Origin of the sequence: Olleya marilimosa CAM030 (assembly GCF_000518485.1) — a bacterium.
Classification (GTDB): domain Bacteria; phylum Bacteroidota; class Bacteroidia; order Flavobacteriales; family Flavobacteriaceae; genus Olleya; species Olleya marilimosa.
Genome location: NZ_KI912443.1, coordinates 292,694 through 318,077 on the forward strand (window position 1 = coordinate 292,694; position 25,384 = coordinate 318,077).

A 25,384-nucleotide genomic window follows, 5' to 3' on the forward strand; every position below is an offset into this window, starting at 1 on the left:
TGCACATGCCAAAGACCAGTTTTAAAATAATCTACAGTAAATCGTCAATCCTAATTCGTAAATCAATAAACGATTCACTATTTTTGCATTCCAATGGAAATCAAGAAAAAAGACATACGCGCATTAAGCAAGGACCAACTTAGAGACTTCTTTCAAAAAGAAGGAGACAAAGCCTTTAGAGGTAATCAAGTTTACGAGTGGTTATGGAGCAAAGGTGCACATACCTTTGAGGATATGACCAACCTATCCAAAGAGACGCGTCAAATGCTAGAAGACCACTTTGTAATAAACCATATCAAAGTAGACGTAATGCAGCGTAGTAGTGATGGTACAGTAAAAAACGCAGTACGCTTACATGACAATTTAGTAGTCGAGTCCGTTTTAATACCTACAAAAACAAGGACTACAGCCTGCGTATCAAGTCAAGTTGGATGTAGTTTGGATTGTAAGTTTTGTGCAACAGCACGATTAAAACGCATGCGTAATCTAAATCCAGACGAGATTTACGATCAAGTAGTCGCAATAGACAGAGAAAGTAGACTGTACTTTGACAGACCATTAAGTAATATTGTATTTATGGGAATGGGAGAACCATTAATGAACTACAATAACGTACTTAAAGCAATAGATAAAATAACATCACCAGAAGGATTAGGCATGTCGCCAAAGCGTATTGTGGTGTCTACATCAGGAGTGCCAAAAATGATTAAAAAAATGGCGGATGATGATGTAAAGTTTAAATTAGCAGTCTCACTGCACTCTGCAATTGACGAGGTTAGAACATCCATAATGCCTTTTAATGCAACCTTTCCGTTAGCAGATTTAAGAGAAGCATTAGTCTACTGGTACGAAAAAACAAAAAACCGTATCACCTATGAGTATGTGGTTTGGGAAGGTATAAATGACAAACGTAAAGACGTTGATGCATTGGTTCAATTTTGCAAATTTGCACCAAGTAAGGTTAATATAATTGAATATAACCCAATTGACGATGGTCAATTCCAACAAGCAAAATCTCAGGCAATTGATATGTATCAAAGTGTTTTAGAAGAAAATAACATAACCGTAACTATAAGACGTAGTAGAGGTAAGGATATTGATGCAGCATGTGGACAATTAGCTAATAAAGACTAATTTCAAAATATTTTAAATATAAAAAAGCGACTTTCAAATCAATTGAAAGTCGCTTTTTTTTATAATTATAACAATGTTATTCCTTAACAAACTTAAGCGTTTGCTTTTTGTCTTGAGTATTAATTGTCATTAAGTAAATACCATTATTTAAAGAGGCTACATTAATTAAGTTTTCAGTAATATCTGCACCTTTTCTGTTAATCACTAGTTGTCCTAGTTGGTTATATATTTCAACAGATTCAATAGCTAAGTCTGTTTTAATAGTTATAACATCTTTAGCAGGATTAGGATAAATACTAAAACTATTGTCTAATGTAAACTCATCAGTCGATAATGCAGGATCTGTTTCAGTTGTAAATGACCAAACAGCACTAGCAGTAGACCCAAAGCAATTAAAAGACTCAATAGACCAATAGTATGTCGTGTCATAAGCCCAGTTATAAGTAATACCGTTTCCATTAGTAGCACCATTTATAGTGCCAATATTTGTTCCTGCTGGATCTGTACCCAAAGATAAATTAAAAACGGTTGCAGATGGTCCAGGAGTCCAGTTAAACGGAGTAATTAAGGGTGTTGTACCTGTAACATCTATAGCTACATTTGTGGCACCATTAGCAGGAGTAGTTGCAGTTGCAGCAGTAGGAGCAGTAGTTTCTGTACAAGAAAAGACCTTTACATTGTCAAAAGCCCAAAAATAAGACCAATCTCCAACCCATCTAAACCTTACTTTTGCATTACTTACACCTGCCAATTGTGCAGATACATTATAAGATTTAAAACCAAAATCAAGGTCGTTTGCTCCACTAGTATTGTTTGTGCTGTTAAATAGTGCAACTTGTACCCAAGCTGTTCCATCAAATACTTCAACAAAACCATTACCACCAATTTCTGCACGAATAACATGATTAAATGTTAATTGCACATCAGTTAATGCAGAAGCATCGAAAGTTGGACTTTCTAAATAAGTATCTTCAGCTTCACCATCATCACCCAAAGCATCACTATCAAAAATCGGATAACTTCCAGAAAAACCTTGATCATACAAAACAACGTTTCCTGCTCCAAAACCAGGAGCTTCTCCAGTGTTGTCAAATGACCAAACACCACCATTAGCAAGTTCAATATTAGACCAACCTGCAGGTGTGCTTAATCCTGCATCAAAATTTTCATCAATTAAAACTTGACCAAATGCAAATGAAGCAGTGAGAAATAAAAATAAAAATGTAATTTTTTTCATGTGTGTGTGTTTAAGGATTAATATGTTTAAATATACTAAAAATTAAAGCATTAGCTTTTTTTAGTATAAAAATTGCGAATTAATAATATTATGGTCTATTAGTTTATTCGTATTTTTGGTATTACTAAAAGTTACATCTTTATTTTGAAAATAACAGAACAAATAAAACAGCCTATTGCTTTTGAGATGGATCTTTTTGAGCAAAAATTTAGGCTTGCTATGTCATCAAAAGTTGCTCTGTTAAATAGGATCACTTATTACATAGTCAATCGTAAAGGAAAACAAATGCGTCCAATGTTTGTTTTTTTAGTGGCTAAAATGGTGTCAAATGGTGAGGTTAGCGAAAGGACTTACAGAGGAGCATCTGTTATAGAGTTGATTCACACTGCCACATTGGTTCATGATGATGTTGTGGATGATAGTAATAAGCGTCGTGGTTTTTTCTCTATTAATGCACTATGGAAAAATAAAATAGCAGTTTTAATTGGTGACTTTTTACTGTCTAAAGGGTTGTTGTTATCCATTGATAATAATGATTTTGATTTATTAAAAATCATTTCTATTGCTGTAAGAGAGATGAGTGAAGGCGAATTACTTCAAATAGAAAAAGCTAGAAAACTTGATATAACAGAAGCAGTTTATTATGATATCATTCGCCAAAAAACAGCAACACTTATTGCTGCCTGTTGTAGTCTTGGTGCAGCATCAGTAAAACCTAATTCTGTTGAGGTTGAAAGCATGCGTAAGTTTGGAGAACTGATAGGTATGGCATTTCAAATTAAAGATGATTTGTTTGATTATGGTACCCAAAGTATAGGTAAGCCTACTGGTATTGATATTAAAGAGCAAAAAATGACCTTGCCTTTAATTTATGTGCTAAATAATTGTTCTACAAAGGATAAGAAGTGGTTAATCAATTCGGTAAAAAACCATAATACGGATAAAAAACGAGTTAACCAGGTTATTCAATTTGTAAAAGACAATGGAGGATTAGATTATGCTGTTTCAAAAATGAAAACGTTTCAGCAAGAAGCATTATTGTTACTAAATAGTTTTCCTAAATCAGAATATAAAGACTCGCTTGAGTTAATGGTTAATTATGTCATAGAAAGAAAAAAATAATTTTTTTTTTCATACTTCAGGCAACCTTCTTAAAAGCTTTTGCGTCTTTATAAATAGAAGACCAAACTAAACAACACTATTTGTGAAAGTCGTTACCTTATTTAATAACGAAGTAAAGCTAATTAAAAAAGCTACTCAGAATAATCGTGAAGCCCAACATGTATTGTTTGAGCTGCATGCACCTAAAATGCTAAGTGTATGTCGTTATTATGTAAAGGACATGCAACATGCGGAAGAAGTCATGCTAAACGGTTTTTTAAAAGTATTTACTAATCTTAAAACATTTAAACACGAAGGTAGTTTTGAAGGTTGGATTAGACGCATAATGGTTAGAGAAGCAATCTCCTTTTTACGACAAAAAAAGACGATTCAGTTTGTAGATGAAGAGTATCAACATATAGAAATTCAGGATGAAACCACACAGCAATATGATGTGGCACAATTGCAAGAGTTAATAGACAATTTGCCTGAAGGATATAAGATGGTATTTGTAATGTATGCAATAGAAGGCTACAAACACGCAGAGATTGCAACACTTTTAAACATTAGCATTGGGACTTCAAAATCTCAGTTATTTAAAGCAAGAAAAATGCTGCAAGACAATATTAAGATACTTAATACCAAAGAATATGGCACCAAATAAATTTGAAAAGCAATTAAAAGACACGCTAGAGCGTCGCACAATTGCACCAAGCAAAATAGCTTGGAGCCAATTAGATACGCAATTAGATGTTCAAAAAAACAAACAAAAATTCCCGTTTTGGTGGTTTAGTATAGCAGCTACGTTTTTAGGTGTATTTTTAGCAATTTTTGTTTTTAATGACAAACAAGATCCAATAAATGTAGTTATTGAGGATGTTAAAAATGAAATACTATTACCAAGTGAAATCAATCAAATTAACAAACAAAATAAAGTAACTAAAATAATAACAAGTCCAGAATTAGTCGTTGATAAGGTAAATGTTAAACCAAAAAATAAAGCGGTAACAAATAAAAACAAAGCAACAATACAAAGTGTTCAGGCAGAGAAATCTAATGTTGTTTTGGTTGTAAACGACAAAATTAAGCTGGAAGACAAGGCAACTATAGCCTCTGCTACTAATTCAGAAAAACCTATTGATAAGACTAGTCAAACGACAACAATAACATCTGAAGCAGACCTATTATTAAAAGAAGCATACTCTGATGTGCAAGATAACTATAACACCTATATACCAGAAAAAATTGACGCTAACTCATTGTTGGAAGATGTAGAGATGAAATCTGAAAAATCTCTAAAAAATCGTTTGTTTCATGCTGTAAAATCAGGCTACGAAACATTAAAGACAACAGTGGCAGAGCGTGACTTATAATTCAATTAATCATTAAAAAAAACGAACAGTTATGCAAACCATTACAAAACACTTAGTTTACTTAATTATTTTATTTACTGTTAGCCAAATTAGCGCACAAGTAAAAGACACAATTCCTAAAATTGAAACTTTAAAACAAAACATTATTACACAAGAACGAGATGCTTTAAAAGTTGAAATTGATGCTATTAATGACAGGTTGGAAGCTGACGATATTACTTTTGACGAAGCAGAGCGTCTAAAAAAAGAAGTCGCAGAAAAAAGAGCATTAAATATTGAAAACAGAGTAGCAATTGCAGTTAATAGATTAGAGTTTTTAAAACGAAACAAACAATTACAAGATGATGAAGATAACGTTAATGTCTTTTCAATTAAAATTGGAGCATCAGATAAAGAGTTAATCGGAGTCACAGCAAATCGTACTCCTCCAAAACAAGACATACGTACAAGTAATCAATTATTATTTGCTATGGGTTTTAATAACGCAATTATTGATGGTGTTAGTTTAAGTGATTCGCCATATAAACTAGGAGGATCAGGATTTGTAGAATTAGGATGGCTTTGGAAAACAAGAGTCTTTAAAGAGTCTAACTTCTTAAGATTAAAATATGGACTATCTGTACAGTGGAATAAATTAGATATTAAAAACGATATGTATTTTGTTCAAGAAGCAAATCAAACCACTTTACAACCTTTTGAAGGAGATTTAAAACGCGCTAAGTTTAGAACAACCAGTTTAGTGATTCCTGTGCATTTTGAGTTTGGTCCTTGGGATAAAAAAGTGTATGATGATGGTAGAGTCCGTTACAATACCTACAATAAATTTAAAATAGGAGTAGGTGGATACTTTGGCGTTAATGGTAAAGCGGTTCAAAAATTAAATTATAAAGCAGATGGTGAGCGTGTAGAAGAAACTATTAGGAGAGGTTTTAACACAAACACATTTACTTATGGTGTTAGTGCATATATAGGTTATGGAGATTTAAGTTTATATGCTAAATATGATTTGGCACCAATATTTAAAAACCAATTAGTAGATCAAAACAATATATCTTTAGGTGTTAGACTAGATTTAGATTAAACAAAAAAATATTTATTTTAAAAGCGTCTTTTTTATTATTAAAAAAGGCGCTTTTTTGCTTTAAAAGGGTTGTAAACACTGATGTTGTCAAAACTTTAAAAAAATATTATTTTTTTTAAAAAAAAGTTTTTAATTAAAAAAAAAGTATTTCATTTGCATCATATTAGCTGAACACCTTGAACTCTGTTTCTATGTTCGGGCTTTTGGAAATTAGGAAGTCATATTCAAAAGCAGCTTACAGATTAAGTGACCGAATTTTAAAGCTAACTTCCGCTTTCACTACAATATTTGCTAGCCAGCATCAGTTTGGCTTCATACCTACTTGTGAGCTAAAAATTCAGATTTGATAGAATTATTTTGACATAATTGCATAATAAAAATATTATGTTTTATCTTTAAAGTAATTTCTAAATAAAGTAATGAATACAAAATACATAGACTTAATAAGTCAAACCTTTGATTTTCCTCAACCAGAATTTAAACTAGAGGAAAAAACGCTACAATTTCACGATATAAATTTAATGGAATTAGTAGAAGAGTATGGTGCACCATTAAAATTTACGTACCTACCACAAATCTCAAACAATATACAACGTGCTAAATCTTGGTTTAATGACGCCATTAAAAAGTACGATTATAAAGGAAACTATAATTATTGTTATTGTACTAAAAGCTCACACTTTAAACACGTTTTAAATGAAGCTTTAAAAAATGATATACATATAGAAACCTCTTCTGCTTTTGATATTGATATAGTCGAAAATTTAAAAAAAGAAGGTAAAATAACTAATAAAACTTTTGTTATCAGTAATGGTTTTAAACGTGATCAATACGTAACCAATATTGCTAGATTAATTAATGGTGGTCAGGAAAACTGTATTCCGATTATTGATAATTATGAAGAGATAGAGTTGTTGTCAGAGCAAATTGACGGTAATTTTAAAGTAGGTATTAGAATAGCATCAGAGGAAGAGCCTAAATTTGAGTTTTATACCTCAAGATTGGGTATTGGATATAAAAACATTGTACCTTTTTTCAAAAATCAAATAAAAGACAATCCTAAGATTGAGCTTAAAATGCTTCACTTTTTTATCAATACAGGTATTAGGGATAATGCCTATTATTGGAATGAGTTATTAAAGTGTTTAAAAGTGTACACAAGCTTAAAAAAGATTTGTCCAAGTTTAGATAGTTTAAATATTGGAGGAGGTTTTCCAATAAAAAACTCGTTAGCTTTTGATTTTGATTACGAGTATATGATTGATGAAATTATCAATCAAATTCAACAAACTTGCGAAGATGAAGAAGTAGATGTGCCAAATATATTTACAGAGTTTGGAAGCTTTACAGTTGGTGAAAGTGGAGGAGCTATTTATGAGATATTGTACCAAAAGCAACAAAACGATCGTGAAAAATGGAACATGATAAACTCATCTTTTATTACAACGTTACCAGATACTTGGGCTATAAACAAGCGTTTTATTATGCTTGCTATTAACCGTTGGAACGATTCTTACGAGCGTGTTTTGTTAGGTGGATTGACTTGTGATAGTGATGATTATTACAATAGTGAGCAGCACATGAATGCAATCTATTTACCAAAATATAATAAAGACAAACCTTTGTATATAGGCTTTTTTAATACAGGAGCCTATCAAGAAACCATAGGTGGTTTTGGAGGATTACAACACTGTTTAATACCTTCTCCAAAACATATTTTAATAGATAAAGACAAGGATGGCAACATCACCAAAACATTATTTTCAGAACAACAAAAAAGTGAAGACTTACTTAAAATTTTAGGCTATGCAAAGTAAAACTTATGCTGGTATTCCAGAAGAATTAGCAAAATTAGAACAAGCAAAAATTGTATTAATTCCAGTACCTTACGATGGGACTAGTACATGGCAAAAAGGAGCAGATAAAGGTCCAGAAGCTTTTTTAAATGCTTCAGAAAACATGGAACTTTATGATATCGAAACTGATACAGAAGTATACCAACAAGGTGTCTTTTTAGCAGATCCTGTTTCAGAAAATAGCTCACCAGAAGCTATGGTGGAAGCAGTGCATCAAGCAACAAAAAAGTATATTAAAAAAAATAAATTTGTAACCATTTTTGGAGGAGAACACTCTGTGTCTATTGGTACTATTCGTGCCTTTAACGAGATGTTTCCTAGTTTAACGGTGTTACAATTAGATGCACATGCCGATTTACGTAAAGAGTATGAAGGCTCTAAATGTAATCACGCTTGTGCAGTTTACGAGGCTAGCCAAACAACTAATCTAATCCAGGTAGGAATTAGATCTATGGACGCAATCGAGAAAACAGTTATGGACGAAGAAAAAACATACTTCGCACATGAAATGGCTGTGGATGATACATGGATGGATAGCGCAATTGATCAAATGACGGACAATGTATTTATTACAATAGATTTAGATGCGTTTGACCCATCAATTATGCCAAGTACAGGTACACCAGAACCAGGTGGTTTATTATGGTATGAGACCTTAGAGTTTTTAAAACAAGTATTTGAAGAAAAAAATGTGGTAGGTTTTGATATAGTAGAGTTATGTCCAAACACAGTTGACAAATCATCAGACTTTTTAGCAGCAAAATTATATTATAAAATGCTAAGCTATAAGTTTATGGATCAAGGTGTAGAGGACGAGTACGACAATACTTACGACAGTAACAAACAAAAAAATAATAGTTCAAAATTTAACGAAGACGATGAGTACTAAAGGACCAATATCACAATTTATTCAACACCATTATTTACACTTTAATGCAGCAGCTTTAGTTGATGCAGCAAAAGGGTATGAAACGCAATTGGATAATGGAGCTAAAATGTTAGTGTCATTAGCAGGAGCTATGAGTACTGCTGAGCTTGGAAAAAGTTTTGCAGAAATGATTAGACAAGACAAAGTACACATTATTTCTTGTACAGGAGCAAACCTAGAGGAAGATATCATGAATTTAGTTGCACATTCACATTATAAGCGTGTACCTAATTATCGTGATTTAACACCTCAAGAAGAATGGGACTTGTTAGAAAAAGGACTTAATCGTGTAACAGATACTTGTATTCCAGAGCACGAAGCCTTTAGACGTTTACAACACCATATAGAAAAAATATGGAAAGATGCAGAAGCAAAAGGAGAACGTTATTTACCGCATGAATACATGTATAAAATGTTATTATCTGGTGTTTTAGAGGAATATTATGAGATTGACTTAAAAGACTCTTGGATGTATGCTGCAGCCGAAAAAAACCTACCAATAGTATGTCCAGGATGGGAAGACAGCACAATGGGTAACATTTTTGCTAGTTATGTACTAAAAGGAGAGCTTCAAGCAAGTACAATGAAATCTGGTATTGAGTACATGACTTTTCTTGCAGACTGGTACACAGACAACTCTCAAAAAGGAATCGGGTTTTTCCAAATTGGAGGAGGTATTGCTGGAGATTTTCCAATATGTGTTGTACCAATGTTATACCAAGACATGGAGCGTACAGAGACCCCTTTTTGGAGCTATTTTTGTCAAATCAGTGACTCAACAACAAGTTATGGATCATATTCTGGAGCAGTTCCAAACGAGAAAATTACTTGGGGTAAGTTAGATATAGATACACCAAAATTTATTGTAGAAAGTGACGCAACAATCGTTGCACCACTTATATTTGCTTATATATTAGGATTATAATTGCTATATAAAAAATGAAAAAGCCAGACAATTTAAAACGCGTCATTGTTGATTTTAAAAAACTAACACCAGAAATTTTAAAGCTGTTAGTAGATAAATATCCAGAAGGATACGATGAAGACCACATTATCGAATTTAGAAACGCTAAAAACGAATTAATCGAAGCTGTTGAAGTTACAACAGAAGACACTAAATATCTCGTTAAGGTTAGTACTAAATTAGTTAAAACTATGGAAAACTATGACGAGGATGATTATGAAGATTTTGATGATGACGATCCAGAAGCAGTACAGGATCCACAGATAGAAGAAAGTGAAGAACAAGATCACGATTTTTAAAATTTTAATTAATAAACTAAAAAAACAGTTTCATAATCTAAATAGATATTACTAAACGTATTTAAAGTAAAACCACGTGTTATTGTTTGTGGGTAAACAATACTAAAAGCAGATTCGGACTTGAGGTGGCTAAAATCCGAAACCAATTAACACAATATCAACTTTAATATAGTATTAAAATGAAAACAAAAATTTTAGTTTTAACTATTGCTTTTTTAAGCTTAACTTTAAGTTCTTTTACAATTTCAAAAAATCAAGTAGTATCTGGAGTTTATGATGGTGTAGAGGATACCAATTACGTATTTACAATTACTAAAGGTGACAAGACTGAAAGGATGGAATTTAACTACCTTTCAGAGGATGTTTTTGAAAATTTTGACTTAGACTCAGATGAGCTAATTGGAACCAGCTTTACTATTACTTACGAGAAAGAAAAAGAAATGATTGTAAATGATGATGGTGAGGATGAAGAAGTGGAGTATTTAACAATAACTAAGTTAAGCGTTAATGACTAGAAATAGTCGCTTTACTTAATATAAAATGAAAAGCCGGAATTTATTCCGGCTTTTTTTTGCTTAAAAAGCAATGGAGTCTTGGGTTTAATGTAATAATTTAATGGCCAAAAAAAGCACTAGGATTTTATGTATTTCAAACTAATGTAATTCTAAAAACGTCAAAACTTAAAAGTTTCTAAATTGAAAAACGTGTTATTTTGTATTACTTTTACATTCTAAAAATTCAATAAAATTTAACCTTGATAACAAAATCTACCATAGACCAAGTATATGAAACAGCCAGACTGGAAGAGGTTATTGGTGATTTTGTTCAGCTAAAAAAAGCTGGAAGTAATTTTAAAGGATTAAGTCCTTTTTCAGATGAGCGTTCGCCTAGTTTTGTTGTGTCTCCAGTTAAGCAGATCTGGAAAGATTTTTCAAGTGGAAAAGGCGGGAATGTTGTGGCCTTTTTAATGGAGCATGAACATTTTACTTACCCAGAAGCAATAAAATATTTAGCTAAAAAATATAACATTGAAATTGAAGAAACAGAGCAATCTAACGAGCAAAAACAAGCACAAGACAAACGTGAGAGCTTATATTTAGTTAGTGAGTTTGCTAATAATTATTTTCAAAATATACTTCATAATACAGATCAAGGTAAAGCTATAGGTTTAAGTTATTTTAAGGAGCGTGGTTTTACCACAGAAACTATCAAAAAGTTTGAACTTGGTTATAGTTTAGATCAATGGAGTGCCTTCACTGATGCAGCCTTAAAAAAAGGATATAATTTAGATTTTTTAGAAGCTACAGGATTAACCATAGTTAAGGAAAACAAACAATTTGATCGTTTTAAAGGTCGTGTTATGTTCCCTATACAAAGTATGAGTGGTCGTGTTTTAGGATTTGGTGGTCGTATTTTAACCAATGATAAAAAAGCTGCCAAATATTTAAATAGTCCAGAAAGTGACCTTTACCATAAAAGTAAAGTGCTGTATGGTATTTATCATGCAAAACAAACCATTGCAAAGGAGGATAATTGTTATTTAGTAGAAGGTTATACAGATGTTATCCAATTCCATCAAACAGGAATTAAAAACGTTGTATCAAGTTCTGGTACAGCATTAACTAGCGATCAAATAAGGTTAATCAATCGTTTAACAAAAAATATTACAGTCTTATTTGATGGTGATGCAGCAGGTATGAGAGCCTCTTTAAGAGGTATAGATTTAATCCTTGAACAAGGTATGAATGTTAAAGTTTGTACTTTTCCAGAGGGAGAAGATCCAGATAGTTTTGCTAAATCAAACACACTAGAAGAACTAACAGCCTATTTAGATCAAAATGCTAAGGATTTTATACAGTTTAAAGCTTCGGTTTTATATGAAAGTGCTAAAAACGATCCAATAAAAAAGGCTGAAACAATTAGAGATATTGTAAATAGTATTGCTAAAATTCCGGATAGGATTAAAACAGAAATTTACATCCAAGAGTGTGCTAGAATCATGGATATAAGTGAGGAGGTGTTGTTTTCTACTTTAGCTCAAATGACTAATAAAGAACAAAATGATGCAGCAAAACAACCTCAAAGTCCCCAAGCTTTTGAAGTCATAAAAAACCAACCACCAGTTAAAAAGGTTGATGTGCAATATACGCTAGAGCGAAAAATTATTGAGATATTACTACTTTACGGAAACAGAAAAGAAGATTTTGAAGATCTAGTTTTAAAAGAAGCAGATAATGGGCAATTAGAGTTAGAGCCAGTCATACAAGAAGCCAAAGTATTTGAAAAGATATACTTAGACCTTCAAGAGGACGAAATGGAGTTTTTAAACCCACAATTTAAGGACATTTATTTTGCAATAATTGAAGCTTTAAATCAAAATCCAGAATTTAAAATAGAAAGTATAATAAATACTATAGATCCTATTTTAGCCTCAGAAATTACGTCTATTTTAATGGAAGATGAGCGTTATTCGTTGTCTGATTGGCATCGTAATAACATTTTTCCAAAAACTAAAGCAGATACCGTATCGCAATTAGTTAGCGAGACTATTTTGACTTTACGTTGTTTTTTGATAGATCAAAAAGTATCACAATTTCAAAAAGAAACATTACAAGATAAAAACATGATAAACCGAGAAATCTTAGAGGAAGTCAAAGATTACTCGGGTTTAAAAATGTTGCTGTCCAGAAAGCTTAATAGGGCTTTATAAATCTAGGCTTTTTGCTTGGTTAACTAAATCAATTAAGTTAGTAACGTTAAGCTTTTTCATTAGCCTAGCACGATAAGTACTAACTGTTTTTTCATTAATTTGTAATTCCTCAGCAATTTCTTTGTTACGTCTACCATTAGATAAAAGTTTTAAAACTTCAACCTCTCTGGTCGATAGTTTTTTGTAGTAATTACTTTTACCAGAATTTTTATCCAATGCAATTTTTCTAGATAAATTTGGGCTTATATAAAGTCCTCCCAAATATACTTTCATAATGGCATCTTTTAAAGTTAACAAGTCAGTGGACTTATTTACATAACCGTCTGCTCCAGCTTTTATAGCACTAACAGCATAAACTTCCTCTTGCTGTGCGCTGTAAATAATAACTTTTACTTCTGGGTTTTCTTTTTTAATGCGACGTAATACGCTTATACCATTTAATTTTGGTAAGTCAATTTCGCAAAGTAAGATGTCTGTTGTGTACTGTTTTAGTGCGTCAAAAATAGCCTCACCATCTGCAACTGCTTGGACAAATTTTATGTCTCTAGAGTTAGCAAATAGCAATTCCAGTCCTTTAGTTACTATAGGATGATTATCCGCAACCATTAGTTTAACCATGGTCAATTCGTTTTTTAAAGGCCTTTTTAATTAAAAAAAGACTTGAGTTATAGAAATAATAATAGCGTCGTAAAGGTATATAAAATTATAGGATTACGGACTATTTGATTAAATCTTTAGGTATTTCGCAAACAGGAATAGCAATCATTTTGTGTAAATTGTTGGTATTGTATCGTTTAAAAATTTTAAAGACTTCTAATTCTCTACCGTTAAAGTCAGATTCAGTCTTACCTTCGTCATTCATATTCATTGCCCACTCTAATTCTGGGTATGATGCACCAATTTGGTCTTCGTCACTTCTAGCATCTCCAAATAAACCATCACTAGGTGCAGCTTTCATAATAGATTCCGGGACTTTTAAAAATTCACCTATTTTGTACACTTCGCTTTTCATTAAATCAGCAATAGGACTTAAATCCACACCACCATCACCATATTTTGTGTAAAAACCAACACCAAAATCTTCTACTTTGTTACCAGTTCCGGCAACCAATAAACCTAATAAACCTGCATGATAATATAACGTAGTCATACGCAAGCGTGCACGTGTGTTGGCAAGAGCCATGTCAACCACTTCTTGTTTTCCTTCTAAAGACACTTCAGTTTTAAACTCTTCAAAAACTGGTGTTAAATCGGATATTATACCTTCAACGTTAGGATAACGTTTTTTTAACTGTTTAATATGTTCTTGACCTCTAGACACATGACTTGCAGCTTGGTGTATTGGCATTTCTACACATAATACCTTTAAGCCAGTCTCAGCACATAGTGTTGAGGTTACAGCGCTATCAATTCCGCCAGATATACCTACAACAAAACCATTTACTTTTGCGTTAGTAGCATATGTTTTTAACCAATTTACAATATGTTTTACAACTTTTTCTGTTTGCATAATCAAAGAATTTAAAGCAAAGTATAGTACCTTTGCCTAACAAAAATAAAGTAATCCTATTAGTAATAAAAATTAAGCGACCTTAAGTTTTATGAGAGTATTCATTTTAATAATATCATTATTTTTTACATTGTTTTCTTGTCAAGATGATAATAAACAAGCTAGCCAAATAGCAAAGATTAATGTAAATCTTGATGTGGAGCGTTTTGATATCGCTTTCGCGGAAGCTAAGCCACAGGATTTATCACAATTAAAAAAAACATTTCCATTTATGTTTCCAAAGCAATTTGATGATGACTTTTGGATTCAAAAAATGAATGATACGTTACAGATTCAATTAAGTGAAGAGACTATTAAAAAATTTCCAAATCTTAAAACTGAAACTCAAGAGATTAAGCAATTGTTTCAGCATTTAAAATATTATTTTCCAAATTTTAAAACACCAAGACTTATTACTTCTACCTCTGATGTTGATTACCGTAATAAAGTAATAGTAACAGATACGATTGCTATTTTAGAATTAGACACTTATTTAGGACCAGATCATTTTTTTTATCAAGGACTACAAACTTACATTACTGCTAACATGAAACCTGAGCAGATTGTAGTAGACTTGGCAGATGCCTATGCTAAAAAAATGATATTAAATTCCAAAAGATCAAATCTATTAGATGAGATGATTTACTCAGGAAAACTATTGTATTTAAAAGATATGATTATACCATTTAAAACAGACGCTCAAAAAATAGGATATACGCAACAGCAGTTAGATTGGGTAACTGTTAACCAGGAGCAAATCTGGCAATACTTTATAGAAAAAGAGTTGTTGTATAGTACAGATTCTAAATTACCTAATCGTTTTATTAATCCTGCGCCTTTCTCTAAATTTTATTTAGCAGAGATAGATAATGAATCACCCGGAAAAGTAGGACAATTTGTAGGCTGGCAAATTGTTAAAGCCTACATGGATAACAATGATGTTACATTAACAGAATTGCTTAACACACCAGCACAAACCGTATTTAATAAATCTAAATATAAACCAAGACAGTAATGGCTAAAATAACTTCAGAAATAACACTAAAAGTAGAGTTAGACGAAAACAGAGTGCCTGAAAAATTAAATTGGACAGCACAAGATGGAGGCATAAAAAATGCCGAAGCTAAAGCAATGATGTTATCCGTTTGGGATAATGTAGCACAAGAATCTTTAAGAATAGATTTATGGACTAAAGATATGCCTGTGGATGAAATGAAAGTGTTTTTTCATCAAACCTTAGTAGCAATGAGTGATACTTTTAATAGAGCCACTCAGGACGAAAAAATGACTGCTACAATGAAAGATTTTTGTGACTACTTTGCAGATAAATTAGAGCTTAAAAAGTAATTTTTTTTAAATATTTAAGAATAAAAAACGCGAACCATTTGGTTCGCGTTTTTTATATGTTAGTTTTTATAAAACTATTCTCCTAAAAAAGGATATCTGTAATCTACTGGAGTTACAAAAGTCTCTTTAATCATTCTTGGAGATACCCAACGTAATAAATTTAAAGCACTACCTGCCTTGTCATTAGTTCCTGATGCTCTTGCACCACCAAATGGTTGTTGTCCAACAACAGCTCCTGTAGGCTTATCGTTTATATAGAAGTTTCCAGCACAGTTTTGTAATGCTTTAGTAGCTTCAACTACTGCATATCTATCTTGAGCTAAAATGGCTCCTGTTAAAGCGTACTCGCTAGTTTGATCTACTAATGTTAATGTTTCAGAAAATTTATCATCATCATATACATAAATTGTAATTACAGGACCAAATAATTCTTCACGCATTGTAGTATAGTTAGGATCTTCAGTTACAATAACTGTAGGTTCTATAAAGTAACCTTTAGTTTTGTCATGGTTTCCACCAACTATAATTTCTACATTACTATCTGCTTTAGCTTGATCTATGTATTTAGCCAATTTATCAAAAGATCCTTCATGTATTACAGCAGTAATAAAGTTGCTTAAATCTTCTGGAGAACCCATTTTAAAAGAGTTTACATCTTTAATTACATAATCTTTAACTTCATTCCAGATGCTTTTTGAAACATAAGCTCTAGAAGCTGCACTACATTTTTGTCCTTGAAACTCAAAAGCACCTCTTACAATAGCAGTAGCTACTTGTTTTGGGTGTGCAGTTTTATGTGCTACGATAAAATCTTTTCCACCTGTTTCTCCAACAATTTTAGGATAAGTTTTATAGTTGTGTATGTTGTTTCCTATTTGTTTCCATAGCTCTTTAAAAACATAAGTAGAACCTGTAAAGTGTAATCCAGAAAAATCAGGACTAGCTAAAACGGTATCTGTTATCATAACTGGATCACCAAATACAACGTTAATTACACCTGCAGGTACACCTGCTTCTTTAAATACATCCATGATTACTTTAGCAGAATATATTTGAGAATCACTTGGTTTCCAAACAACAACATTACCCATTAGAGCCATACATGCAGGTAAGTTACCAGCAATAGCAGTAAAATTAAATGGTGTTACAGCATAAACAAATCCTTCAAGAGGTCTGTATTCTAAACGGTTCCAAGCATCACTTGTACTTTCTGGTTGGTCATGATAGATCTCAGTCATGTACTGTACGTTAAAACGTAAAAAGTCAATTAGCTCACAAGCTGCATCGATTTCTGCTTGATGTACAGTTTTTGATTGTGCTATCATTGTAGCAGCATTAATTTTAGCTCTGTAAGGACCTGCAATTAATTCGGCAGCTTTTAAAAAGATACCAGCTCTATGTTCCCAAGGTGTATCTGCCCAAGCAGTTCTAGCTTCTAAAGCAGTAGATATTGCCTGGTCAATATGTTTTTTTTCTGCAATAGCGTGTGTTCCAACAACATGTTTATGGTCATGTGGAGGAGACATTGTATGTGTTTTTTCTGTTTTAACATCTTGCCCATTAATGTACATTGGTACATCAATTTTACTGTTAAACATTGTTTTATATTCGTCTAAAACTGCTGCTCTTTCTGGAGAGCCAGGAGCGTAACTTTTTACAGGTTCATTAACAGCAATTGGTACATTGAAAAATCCTTTTCCCATGATAAGTGTTGTGTTTTTAGTTTAAAAAATTACTGCAAAGTTACAATTTTTTGTTGGGTTATTACTGTTAGTAAAACCGTAAAAAAAATGGAACTATTAGTATGAAGGTTGTTTTTGGAAAGTAAAATTAAGTGGTGTTACTTTTAATTAAGTGCAAATGGAGCGCTTAATTTAAAAGTAGGAATGATAACTTCAAAGTTTTTTGCAGTAGTATAATTTACCATACTGTAAAAACCTTTCATTGCTCCAAAAGGAGAGGTTAGTAAGCATCCTGAAGTGTAAGTGTGCGTTTCACCTGGTTGTAAAATTGGTTTTTGACCAATAACTCCTTCGCCTGAAACTATTTCTATGTTATTTAAAGCATCATAAATAGTCCAATGTCTTGCATTAAGCTGGACAACGTCCTTGCTTTGGTTTTCAATGGTTACGTTATAGCCAAATGCGAAGTTTATTTTATAGTTTTTATAAAACGTCCCTTCAAACTTAGTTTCGACTGATATTTTTATACCTCTTGTAACTTGCTGCACCATATTATATGTAGTTGCTTATTGTAAAAATAAGAAATTTATATGTTTATTTTGTCGTTTTTAAGTGATTATACTTACTTAATATGCCACTTTAGTTGGTTATTCCAACCGAGTTAGCTTCGCCTAAACCTATAATTTTATCATATCTAGCTCCTAACTCTCTGTAATACACCAAGACTTTGTAGTTGTTTTCTGTTTGCCAAAAACTACCTCCTATAGTGTGTTCATCTATTGTTCCATCCTTATCTACAATAGCATATTTATAGTTGTAAAAACCTTGTTTTAATTTTATAGCTACGCTGTAAATACCTTCTTCTTCAAAATGCTCAAGTTTAGTTTGTGGTTCAATATGGTAATTGTTAAAGTTTCCAAAAACGTATATGGATTGACCCTCTTTGATGTTTGGGTACTGTAATGAAAAATGAACCCAAGCGTAATCTGCTTCTGTATCTGGTTTGTCAGAGTTTAAAGCAGTAATAAAAAAGTTTCCGTTTATATCAGGATTGTAGGTGTATTCTAGGTTAGCACGAGAGGTGTTGGTGTACAGATAAGTTTGGTATAAGTCTTCAAGACTAATATATTGCACGCCATTATTTGCTGCGCGAATTTCTTTGTTTTCAAAACTTAAAAATTCATTTCCGCCAAAAAAGCTAGAAGCTTCATTGTATCTATAGCTTAACTCGTTACCAAGTATATATTGAGGTTTTAAGTCTGTAATAGCTGTGTTTAAATTGTTATTTTGAATTATTACTGTTTTTACAGTTTCTTTTGGGTTTACAAATTGTAATTGGCCAGAACTTATAGTAATATCTACAGATTGTTTTTGGTCTATGGTTTGGACATCACGAGAGCGTCTTATTTGTAAACCTACGTTAGCTTGTTGCTCGTATACCATAAATTTTCTACTAAAAATAATATCATCATAGTCATCATAAATGGTAATGATATAATTTCCTGTAAGTTTGATGCTTTTTGTAAATTGGTTTGGAATGCTGACTTTATAATGAGAAAAAGTTTGCAAAGTGTTAAAAGAATTTTCGTAGGTTCTAATACGTTGCTCATCAAAACCATCTAAATATTCTGATTCAACTAATATGGAAGGTGTCCAGTCAAAATTATAGTGCTTAATTTCGTAATAATAATCATCTTCGTTACCATTTAAAACGTCAAACTCTAATAGTATGGGTTGACCTAATTGTATGATAGGTAGCTGGCTTTCAGGTGTTCCGCCATTAAAATAAATAGTCTTAACGTAATCTGGAGGCGTGATTTCTTCAACTTGTGCAAAACATAAGGAAGTAATAAAAAAAGTCAGAAAAGTATGTTTAATGTTATTAAGCATTTACAGGCAGTTTTATACTACAAAGATAAACAAAATCTATGCCTAAAAGTTTTTCTGTATAAATTGTCAATTAATTACCTATTTATTATTAAATTTGCACGGATTTTTAAGCCTATAAAAATCACAATCAGTATAACTATTAACCAATAGATTTATAATATGTCAAACGACATTAAGATTAAAAAAGGTCTGGATATTAAATTAGTCGGAGAAGCTGAAAAGGCTACCGAAAATGCTATTGTAAGCAATTATTATTCAATTAGACCTGAAGATTTTCATCAAGTTACACCAAAATTAATGGCTAAAGAAGGCGATAAAGTAAAGGCAGGACAACCTGTGTTTTATGATAAGTCTAATGAAGCTGTAAAATTTGTATCTCCTGTTTCAGGTCAGATTATAGAGGTAACTCGTGGTGAAAAAAGAAAAATACTTTCAGTAAAAATTCAAGCAGACAAGGAGCAGACGTTTCAGGATTACGGTAAGCTAGATTTAAATTCAGCTAAAGCTGAAGATATTAAATCACGTTTATTAGAGTCTGGATGTTGGGCATTTGTAAAGCAACGTCCTTACGACGTTATTGCAAATCCAGCAAACACGCCTAAAGCTATATTTATTTCGGCTTATGCAAGTGCACCTTTAGTAGCAGATTTAGACTATGTCCTACAAGGGAAAGAGGCTGAGCTGCAAGCTGCTGTTACTGCTTTAAGTAAATTAACTAACGGTAAAGTACATGTAAGTGTTGCAAAAAATGGTAATTCGCCATTAGCAGGACTTTCAGATATTACTTTGCATAAAGTGTCTGGTCCACATCCATCAGGAAATGTTGGAACACAGATTAACAAAATAGACCCAATTAATAAAGGTGAGGTTGTTTGGACAATTAATGCTCAAGACCTTGTAATTATTGGAGAGTTATTGTTGACTGGTCGCTTTAATGCAGAACGTATTGTTGCTTTAGTAGGTTCTTCAGTAAAAAAACCACGTTATTTTAAAACTAAATTAGGAAGCGAAATCGCTACTATGGTTTATGATAATGGAGTAGATAAAAACGGTAATGATCGTATCATTTCTGGAAATGTCTTAACCGGAAAACAAGTCAAGCCAGATGGATATTTAGATTATTATAGTAATACTATTACTGTGATACCTGAAGGTGATGATTACGAGTTTTTTGGATGGAACAAGCCAGTTTTTAATAAAGTATCAACTTCTAGAGCTTTAACTTTTTCTTGGTTAACGCCAAATAAAAAGTTTGATTTAAATACCAATACTAATGGTGAGCATCGTGCTTTTGTTATTACTGGTAGTTATGAAGAAGTATTTCCTTTAGATATCTTTCCAATGCAAATATTAAAAGCTTGTATGTACAAAGATTTAGACGAAATGGAAGCTTTAGGTATGTATGAAGTAGCACCAGAAGATTTTGCTTTAACAGAATTTGTATGTGTGTCAAAACAGCCACACCAAAAGATAATTAGAGAAGGTTTAGACTTAATGCTTAAAGAAATAGGATAATGGGCTTAAAAAGTAATTTACATAATTTAAAAGAAAAGTATAAAGGTACCAAGATGGCTCCTGCGTTTAACGCAATTCATACTTTTTTATACTTGCCAAATGAAACCACTCATGGTGGAACGCACATTAAGGCAGCAGATGATTTAAAACGTACCATGAATATTGTAATCATGGCTTTAGTGCCATGTTTAATATTTGGTATTTTTAATGCAGGTTACCAACATTATGCAGCTATTGATGCAGCAGCAGGAGTTATTAGAGAAGCCTCTTTATTTAGCAACTTTATAACTTGGGATAATTTTGTAGTTGGAGCTTGGACAGTATTACCATTGGTAATTGTATCTTATGGAGTTGGTCTTATTGTAGAGTTTATTTTTGCAGTAATTAAAGGACACGAAGTAGAAGAAGGTTACTTAGTAACAGGTATGCTAGTACCATTAATTGTTCCTGTTGATATTCCATTATGGATGTTAGCTGTAGCAGTTATTTTTGGTGTAGTAATCGGTAAAGAAGTTTTTGGAGGTACAGGAATGAACATCCTAAATCCAGCATTAACCATTCGTGCTTTCTTGTTTTTTGCATATCCAACATGGATGTCAGGAGATAAAGTATGGGTACATGAAGCGGTTGAACGTGCAGGAACTGCAGATGCAATATCAGGAGAAACATTACTTGGTGCTTATGCACAAAATAGTAGTCTTGCAGGTATTGATTATATGGATATGTTTTTTGGATTTATTCCAGGATCAGTTGGAGAAACGTCTAAGTTATTAATCATCATTGGAGCTTTATTTTTAATCTTTACAAAGGTTGGAAGCTGGAGAATTATAGTGTCTACTTTAATAGGTGCTTTAACAATGGGATTAATATTTAACGGAGTTGTATCTGCTGAATGGATTGGAGAATCTAGCAAATTTTACGGATTAATGAATGTACCATTCTGGCAGCATTTAATTATTGGTAGTATTTTATTTGGTGCAGTTTATATGGCAACAGATCCAGTAACTGCTTCTCAAACAAATAAAGGTAAATGGATTTATGGATTCTTAATTGGTTTCATTTCAATAATGATTCGTGTATTTAATCCAGCGTATCCAGAAGGTGTATTTTTAGCTATTCTATTAATGAATGTCTTTGCACCAACTATTGACCATTACGTAATACAAGGAAACGTAAAACGCAGAATGAAACGTTTAAAAGTTAAAACAGCATAATCATGGCAATGAACACAGATAAAAATTCATATACTGTAATATTTGCAATTGTAATGGTGCTTGTTGTAGGGTCTTTATTAGCCTTTACTGCAGCAACCTTAAAACCAAATATTGCTGAAAACAGAAGAATGGAAAAGCAACAGAATATTCTGTATGCTATGGGAGTTAATGGTAACGAAGGTGATGGAGACATAACTTTTGTATCTACAGACAAAGTTGCAGCAGATTTTTCAAAATACATTACTAAACAATTAGTAATTGAAAATGGTGTAGCTAAGGAAGATAATGAAGCTTATTTAATAGATATCAAAAAAGAACAAGCTAAAGCTAAAACAGGAGGAACAAGACGTTTACCTTTATTTGTTGGAGAAAAGGATGGTAAAACATTCTACATCGCTCCAATTAGAGGTAAAGGACTTTGGGATGCTATTTGGGGTTATGTTGCAATGGATGAAAACATGGTTGTTCAGGGTACATTTTTTGACCACGCAGGAGAAACACCTGGATTAGGAGCAAACATTAAGCAACGTTACTTCATGGACGATTTTTATGGTGAAAAATTACTAACTGATGCAGGTGTATTCAAAGGGATTACTGTAGCTAAAGGTAATAATGATCCTAAAAACGAAATTAAAGATGATTACGAAGTTGATGCATTAGCAGGAGCAACTATCACAGGTGATGGTGTGACAGCAATGATTAAAAAAGATTTAAGATTATATCAACCTTACTTCGAGAACTTAAAAAAACTAGCTAGCAATTAATTATGGGACTACTTTCAAAAAAAGACGCAAAGTTAATAACAGATCCTTTAGCAGATAATAACCCAATTACAATCCAAGTATTAGGTATATGTTCTGCTTTAGCAATTACCGCAGAGTTAAAAGCGTCGTTGGTAATGGGTATTGCTGTAATGTTTGTATTAGGAATAGGAAACGTAGTTATCTCTTTAATGAGAAACATCATACCTTCTAAAATCCGAATTATTGTTCAACTTATTGTAGTTGCTGCTTTAGTAATTATTGTTGATCAAGTGTTAAAAGCTTTTGCTTATGAGTTAAGTAAAACACTTTCGGTATTTGTTGGATTAATTATCACAAACTGTATTATTATGGGACGTTTTGAAGCTTTTGCTTTAGCAAACAAACCTTGGAGATCTTTCCTTGACGGAATTGGTAACTCTTTAGGTTATGCAGTCATCTTAATAATTGTTGGTTTTTTTAGAGAACTTTTAGGTTCAGGTACATTATTCGGAATACCAGTATTAGGAGATCCAATCGAGAAAACAGGAGTATATTCATTAGGATACGAAAACAACGGTTTTATGTTAATGCCTCCAATGGCATTAATAATTGTTGGACTTATTATTTGGGTACAACGTAGTAGAAACAAAGCATTAATCGAAGACTAAAAATATTATGGAACATTTAGAATTATTTTTCAAGTCGATTTTTATAGACAACATGGTATTTGCAGTATTCTTAGGAATGTGCTCTTACCTAGCAGTATCTAAAAAAGTAGCAACAGCTGTCGGATTAGGTGCAGCAGTAATATTTGTATTAGCAATTACAGTACCATTAAACTGGTTATTAGATCAATACATTTTACAACCAGGTGCTTTATCTTGGTTAGGAGCAGAGTATGCAGATTATGATTTAAGTTTCTTATCATTTATCATGTTTATTGCAACTATTGCAACAATGGTACAATTAGTAGAAATTGTGGTAGAAAAGTTTTCACCATCATTATATAACTCATTAGGTATTTTCTTACCACTTATTGCTGTAAACTGTGCCATCTTAGGAGGGTCTTTATTTATGCAATCTAGAGAAATCGAAACATTAGGCTTAGCCTTTAACTATGGTGTATCATCAGGTATTGGATGGTTTTTAGCTATTCTAGCAATTGCTGCAATTAGAGAGAAAATAAGATACAGTAACGTACCAGCACCTTTAAGAGGATTAGGTATCACATTTATCATCACAGGATTAATGGGAATAGGTTTCTTAAGCTTTGGAGGTATGCTAACTGGAGGAGATGAAGAAGCGCCTAAAAAAGAAAAAACAGTTAAAGTAGACACTAAAACTGTTGATACAAAAGAATTAGCTAACAATACTAAAATAGTAGAGTAACATGATTTTAGCAGCAGGAACATTAGGGACAGTAATAGCAACCGTAGCAGCATTTTTACTAATTACTTTAGTATTAGTAAGCTTACTGTTGTTTGTTAAACAAAAATTATCGCCATCTGGTCCAGTAAAGATTTTAATTAATGGCGAACGTGAAATTGAAGTCTCTTCTGGAGGTACTTTACTTTCTACATTAGGAAATAATAAAATATTCTTACCATCAGCTTGCGGTGGAGGAGGAACTTGTATACAATGTGAATGTCACGTTTTATCTGGAGGTGGAGAAGCTTTACCGACAGAAACTCCTCATTTTTCAAGAAAAGAATTAGCACATGGTGCACGTTTATCTTGTCAAGTAAAGGTTAAACAAGACATGGAGATTACAATTCCAGAAGAAGTATTCGGAATTAAAAAGTGGGAAGCTACCGTAGTATCAAACTACAACGTAGCAACTTTTATTAAAGAGTTTGTGGTAGAAATTCCTGAGGATATGAACTACAAAGCTGGAGGATATATTCAAATTGAAATTCCAAATTGTACAGTTAATTATTCAGATATGGATATCACTGCGCATCCAGAAGATCACCCAGGAGAGCCTAACAAGTTTGAGGCAGATTGGGATAAATTTGGTTTACGTCCTTTAGTAATGAAAAATGATGAGTTAGTTGAAAGAGCATACTCGATGGCTTCTTATCCTGCAGAGGGTAGAAGAATCATGCTTAACGTGCGTGTCGCAACTCCTCCTTTTGATCGTGCCAAAGGTGGCTGGATGGATGTAAATCCAGGTGTTGCTTCATCTTATATCTTTAATCAAAAAGTTGGAGATAAAGTAACAATCTCTGGGCCTTACGGTGAATTCTTTATCAACGAGTCTGATGCAGAAATGCTGTACGTTGGTGGAGGTGCAGGTATGGCTCCAATGCGTTCTCATTTATATGAGTTATTTAGAACTATTAAAACTGGTCGTAAAGTTACGTATTGGTATGGAGGACGTTCTAAAGCAGAGCTATTTTACATTCACTATTTTAGAGCATTAGAAAAGGATTTCCCTAACTTCAAATTCTATATTGCATTATCAGATCCAACTGAAGCTGATAACTGGAAAATAAAATCTGATATTAATGATGAATCTGGTGATGGATTTGTTGGATTTATTCACCAAGTGGTAATTGACCAATATTTATCTAAACATGACGCTCCAGAGGATATAGAATTATACTTCTGTGGTCCACCATTGATGAATCAAGCAGTGCAAAAAATGGGTGAAGACTTTGGTATTGATGATGAAAACATCAGATTTGATGATTTCGGAGGATAAAATACTAGACTTCTAAGTCCTATAAATATTAAAGCCAGAACTTAATTGTTCTGGCTT

Annotated in this window: 25 protein-coding genes; 19 read left to right on the forward strand and 6 right to left on the reverse strand. The window is 32.5% G+C overall.

What is annotated here, in order from left to right; genetic code table 11:
- Window positions 1-93 precede the first annotated feature (93 nt).
- Window positions 94-1,134, forward strand: coding sequence for a dual-specificity RNA methyltransferase RlmN (gene rlmN, locus M890_RS0115230; protein ID WP_028284344.1), 1,041 nt, complete (start codon window positions 94-96; stop codon window positions 1,132-1,134).
- 76 nt (window positions 1,135-1,210) lie between these two features.
- Here rlmN and M890_RS0115235 read toward each other — a convergent pair whose 3' ends face one another.
- On the reverse strand, window positions 1,211-2,371 hold the full coding sequence (locus M890_RS0115235; protein WP_028284345.1) for a T9SS type A sorting domain-containing protein: 1,161 nt from the start codon (window positions 2,369-2,371) through the stop codon (window positions 1,211-1,213).
- 144 nt (window positions 2,372-2,515) lie between these two features.
- On the opposite strand from M890_RS0115235, the gene M890_RS0115240 reads away from it, so the two are divergent.
- The 10 genes from M890_RS0115240 (at window position 2,516) to dnaG (ending at window position 12,683) form a co-directional block, all read left to right on the forward strand.
- Window positions 2,516-3,493 carry a polyprenyl synthetase family protein gene (locus M890_RS0115240; RefSeq protein WP_028284346.1) on the forward strand — a complete coding sequence of 326 codons (978 nt, stop codon included), beginning with the start codon at window positions 2,516-2,518 and terminating at the stop codon, window positions 3,491-3,493.
- An 82-nt stretch (window positions 3,494-3,575) separates the two neighbouring features.
- Window positions 3,576-4,136 (forward strand): RNA polymerase sigma factor, encoded by a 561-nt coding sequence (locus M890_RS0115245; protein ID WP_028284347.1) that lies wholly within the window; start codon window positions 3,576-3,578, stop codon window positions 4,134-4,136.
- A complete protein-coding gene (locus M890_RS0115250; protein WP_028284348.1) occupies window positions 4,123-4,845 on the forward strand; it encodes a hypothetical protein in 723 nt (240 codons plus the stop codon). The genes M890_RS0115245 and M890_RS0115250 overlap by 14 nt, the downstream gene beginning before the upstream one ends.
- Window positions 4,846-4,876: 31 nt before the next feature.
- A complete protein-coding gene (locus M890_RS0115255; RefSeq protein ID WP_028284349.1) occupies window positions 4,877-5,926 on the forward strand; it encodes a hypothetical protein in 1,050 nt (349 codons plus the stop codon).
- A 419-nt stretch (window positions 5,927-6,345) separates the two neighbouring features.
- A complete protein-coding gene (locus M890_RS0115260; RefSeq protein ID WP_028284350.1) occupies window positions 6,346-7,743 on the forward strand; it encodes a type III PLP-dependent enzyme domain-containing protein in 1,398 nt (465 codons plus the stop codon).
- Window positions 7,733-8,671 carry an agmatinase gene (gene speB, locus M890_RS0115265; protein ID WP_028284351.1) on the forward strand — a complete coding sequence of 313 codons (939 nt, stop codon included), beginning with the start codon at window positions 7,733-7,735 and terminating at the stop codon, window positions 8,669-8,671. Before M890_RS0115260 ends, speB begins: the two co-directional genes overlap by 11 nt.
- Window positions 8,661-9,635: a deoxyhypusine synthase family protein gene (locus M890_RS0115270; RefSeq protein WP_028284352.1), complete on the forward strand. Its 975-nt coding sequence runs from the start codon at window positions 8,661-8,663 to the stop codon at window positions 9,633-9,635. Before speB ends, M890_RS0115270 begins: the two co-directional genes overlap by 11 nt.
- A gap of 14 nt (window positions 9,636-9,649) precedes the next feature.
- Window positions 9,650-9,973 carry a hypothetical protein gene (locus M890_RS0115275; RefSeq protein ID WP_028284353.1) on the forward strand — a complete coding sequence of 108 codons (324 nt, stop codon included), beginning with the start codon at window positions 9,650-9,652 and terminating at the stop codon, window positions 9,971-9,973.
- 179 nt (window positions 9,974-10,152) lie between these two features.
- On the forward strand, window positions 10,153-10,488 hold the full coding sequence (locus tag M890_RS0115280) for a hypothetical protein (RefSeq protein WP_028284354.1): 336 nt from the start codon (window positions 10,153-10,155) through the stop codon (window positions 10,486-10,488).
- Window positions 10,489-10,727: 239 nt separating this feature from the next.
- Window positions 10,728-12,683 carry a DNA primase gene (gene dnaG / locus M890_RS0115285; RefSeq protein WP_028284355.1) on the forward strand — a complete coding sequence of 652 codons (1,956 nt, stop codon included), beginning with the start codon at window positions 10,728-10,730 and terminating at the stop codon, window positions 12,681-12,683.
- Here the strand turns inward: dnaG and M890_RS0115290 are convergent.
- Both M890_RS0115290 and nadE read right to left on the reverse strand, forming a co-directional pair.
- On the reverse strand, window positions 12,678-13,301 hold the full coding sequence (locus tag M890_RS0115290; protein WP_028284356.1) for a response regulator: 624 nt from the start codon (window positions 13,299-13,301) through the stop codon (window positions 12,678-12,680). The two genes, dnaG and M890_RS0115290, sit on opposite strands and share 6 nt — an antisense overlap.
- 100 nt (window positions 13,302-13,401) lie before the next feature.
- On the reverse strand, window positions 13,402-14,193 hold the full coding sequence (nadE, locus tag M890_RS0115295) for an NAD(+) synthase (protein WP_028284357.1): 792 nt from the start codon (window positions 14,191-14,193) through the stop codon (window positions 13,402-13,404).
- Between the two features lie 91 nt (window positions 14,194-14,284).
- Here nadE and gldB point away from each other — a divergent pair, with 91 nt between their 5' ends.
- Complete coding sequence (gene gldB / locus M890_RS0115300) at window positions 14,285-15,247, forward strand: gliding motility lipoprotein GldB (protein WP_028284358.1); 963 nt, start codon at window positions 14,285-14,287, stop codon at window positions 15,245-15,247.
- Complete coding sequence (gene gldC, locus M890_RS0115305; protein ID WP_028284359.1) at window positions 15,247-15,579, forward strand: gliding motility protein GldC; 333 nt, start codon at window positions 15,247-15,249, stop codon at window positions 15,577-15,579. Before gldB ends, gldC begins: the two co-directional genes overlap by 1 nt.
- A 74-nt stretch (window positions 15,580-15,653) precedes the next feature.
- Here the strand turns inward: gldC and pruA are convergent, their stop codons facing one another.
- From pruA to M890_RS0115320, 3 genes are all read right to left on the reverse strand, one after another.
- Complete coding sequence (gene pruA / locus M890_RS0115310) at window positions 15,654-17,282, reverse strand: L-glutamate gamma-semialdehyde dehydrogenase (RefSeq protein ID WP_028284360.1); 1,629 nt, start codon at window positions 17,280-17,282, stop codon at window positions 15,654-15,656.
- Between the two features lie 143 nt (window positions 17,283-17,425).
- Window positions 17,426-17,812 (reverse strand): Co2+/Mg2+ efflux facilitator ApaG/CorD, encoded by a 387-nt coding sequence (gene apaG / locus M890_RS0115315; RefSeq protein WP_028284361.1) that lies wholly within the window; start codon window positions 17,810-17,812, stop codon window positions 17,426-17,428.
- A gap of 88 nt (window positions 17,813-17,900) precedes the next feature.
- The gene (locus M890_RS0115320; protein WP_028284362.1) at window positions 17,901-19,151 is read right to left on the reverse strand and encodes a type IX secretion system plug protein; all 1,251 of its coding nucleotides are present in this window, start codon (window positions 19,149-19,151) and stop codon (window positions 17,901-17,903) included.
- A gap of 159 nt (window positions 19,152-19,310) precedes the next feature.
- Here M890_RS0115320 and M890_RS0115325 point away from each other — a divergent pair, with 159 nt between their 5' ends.
- From M890_RS0115325 to nqrF, 6 genes are read left to right on the forward strand one after another with little or no spacing between them, the layout of a single operon-like run.
- Window positions 19,311-20,666, forward strand: coding sequence for a Na(+)-translocating NADH-quinone reductase subunit A (locus tag M890_RS0115325; RefSeq protein WP_028284363.1), 1,356 nt, complete (start codon window positions 19,311-19,313; stop codon window positions 20,664-20,666).
- A complete protein-coding gene (locus tag M890_RS0115330) occupies window positions 20,666-21,880 on the forward strand; it encodes an NADH:ubiquinone reductase (Na(+)-transporting) subunit B (protein WP_028284364.1) in 1,215 nt (404 codons plus the stop codon). The genes M890_RS0115325 and M890_RS0115330 overlap by 1 nt, the downstream gene beginning before the upstream one ends.
- 2 nt (window positions 21,881-21,882) lie before the next feature.
- Window positions 21,883-22,644: a Na(+)-translocating NADH-quinone reductase subunit C gene (locus M890_RS0115335; RefSeq protein WP_028284365.1), complete on the forward strand. Its 762-nt coding sequence runs from the start codon at window positions 21,883-21,885 to the stop codon at window positions 22,642-22,644.
- 2 nt (window positions 22,645-22,646) lie between these two features.
- Window positions 22,647-23,291 carry an NADH:ubiquinone reductase (Na(+)-transporting) subunit D gene (locus M890_RS0115340; RefSeq protein ID WP_028284366.1) on the forward strand — a complete coding sequence of 215 codons (645 nt, stop codon included), beginning with the start codon at window positions 22,647-22,649 and terminating at the stop codon, window positions 23,289-23,291.
- Between the two features lie 7 nt (window positions 23,292-23,298).
- Window positions 23,299-24,012 carry an NADH:ubiquinone reductase (Na(+)-transporting) subunit E gene (nqrE, locus tag M890_RS0115345; RefSeq protein ID WP_036597752.1) on the forward strand — a complete coding sequence of 238 codons (714 nt, stop codon included), beginning with the start codon at window positions 23,299-23,301 and terminating at the stop codon, window positions 24,010-24,012.
- Window position 24,013: 1 nt separating this feature from the next.
- A complete protein-coding gene (gene nqrF, locus M890_RS0115350) occupies window positions 24,014-25,327 on the forward strand; it encodes an NADH:ubiquinone reductase (Na(+)-transporting) subunit F (protein WP_028284368.1) in 1,314 nt (437 codons plus the stop codon).
- The last annotated feature ends 57 nt before the right edge of the window (window positions 25,328-25,384 follow it).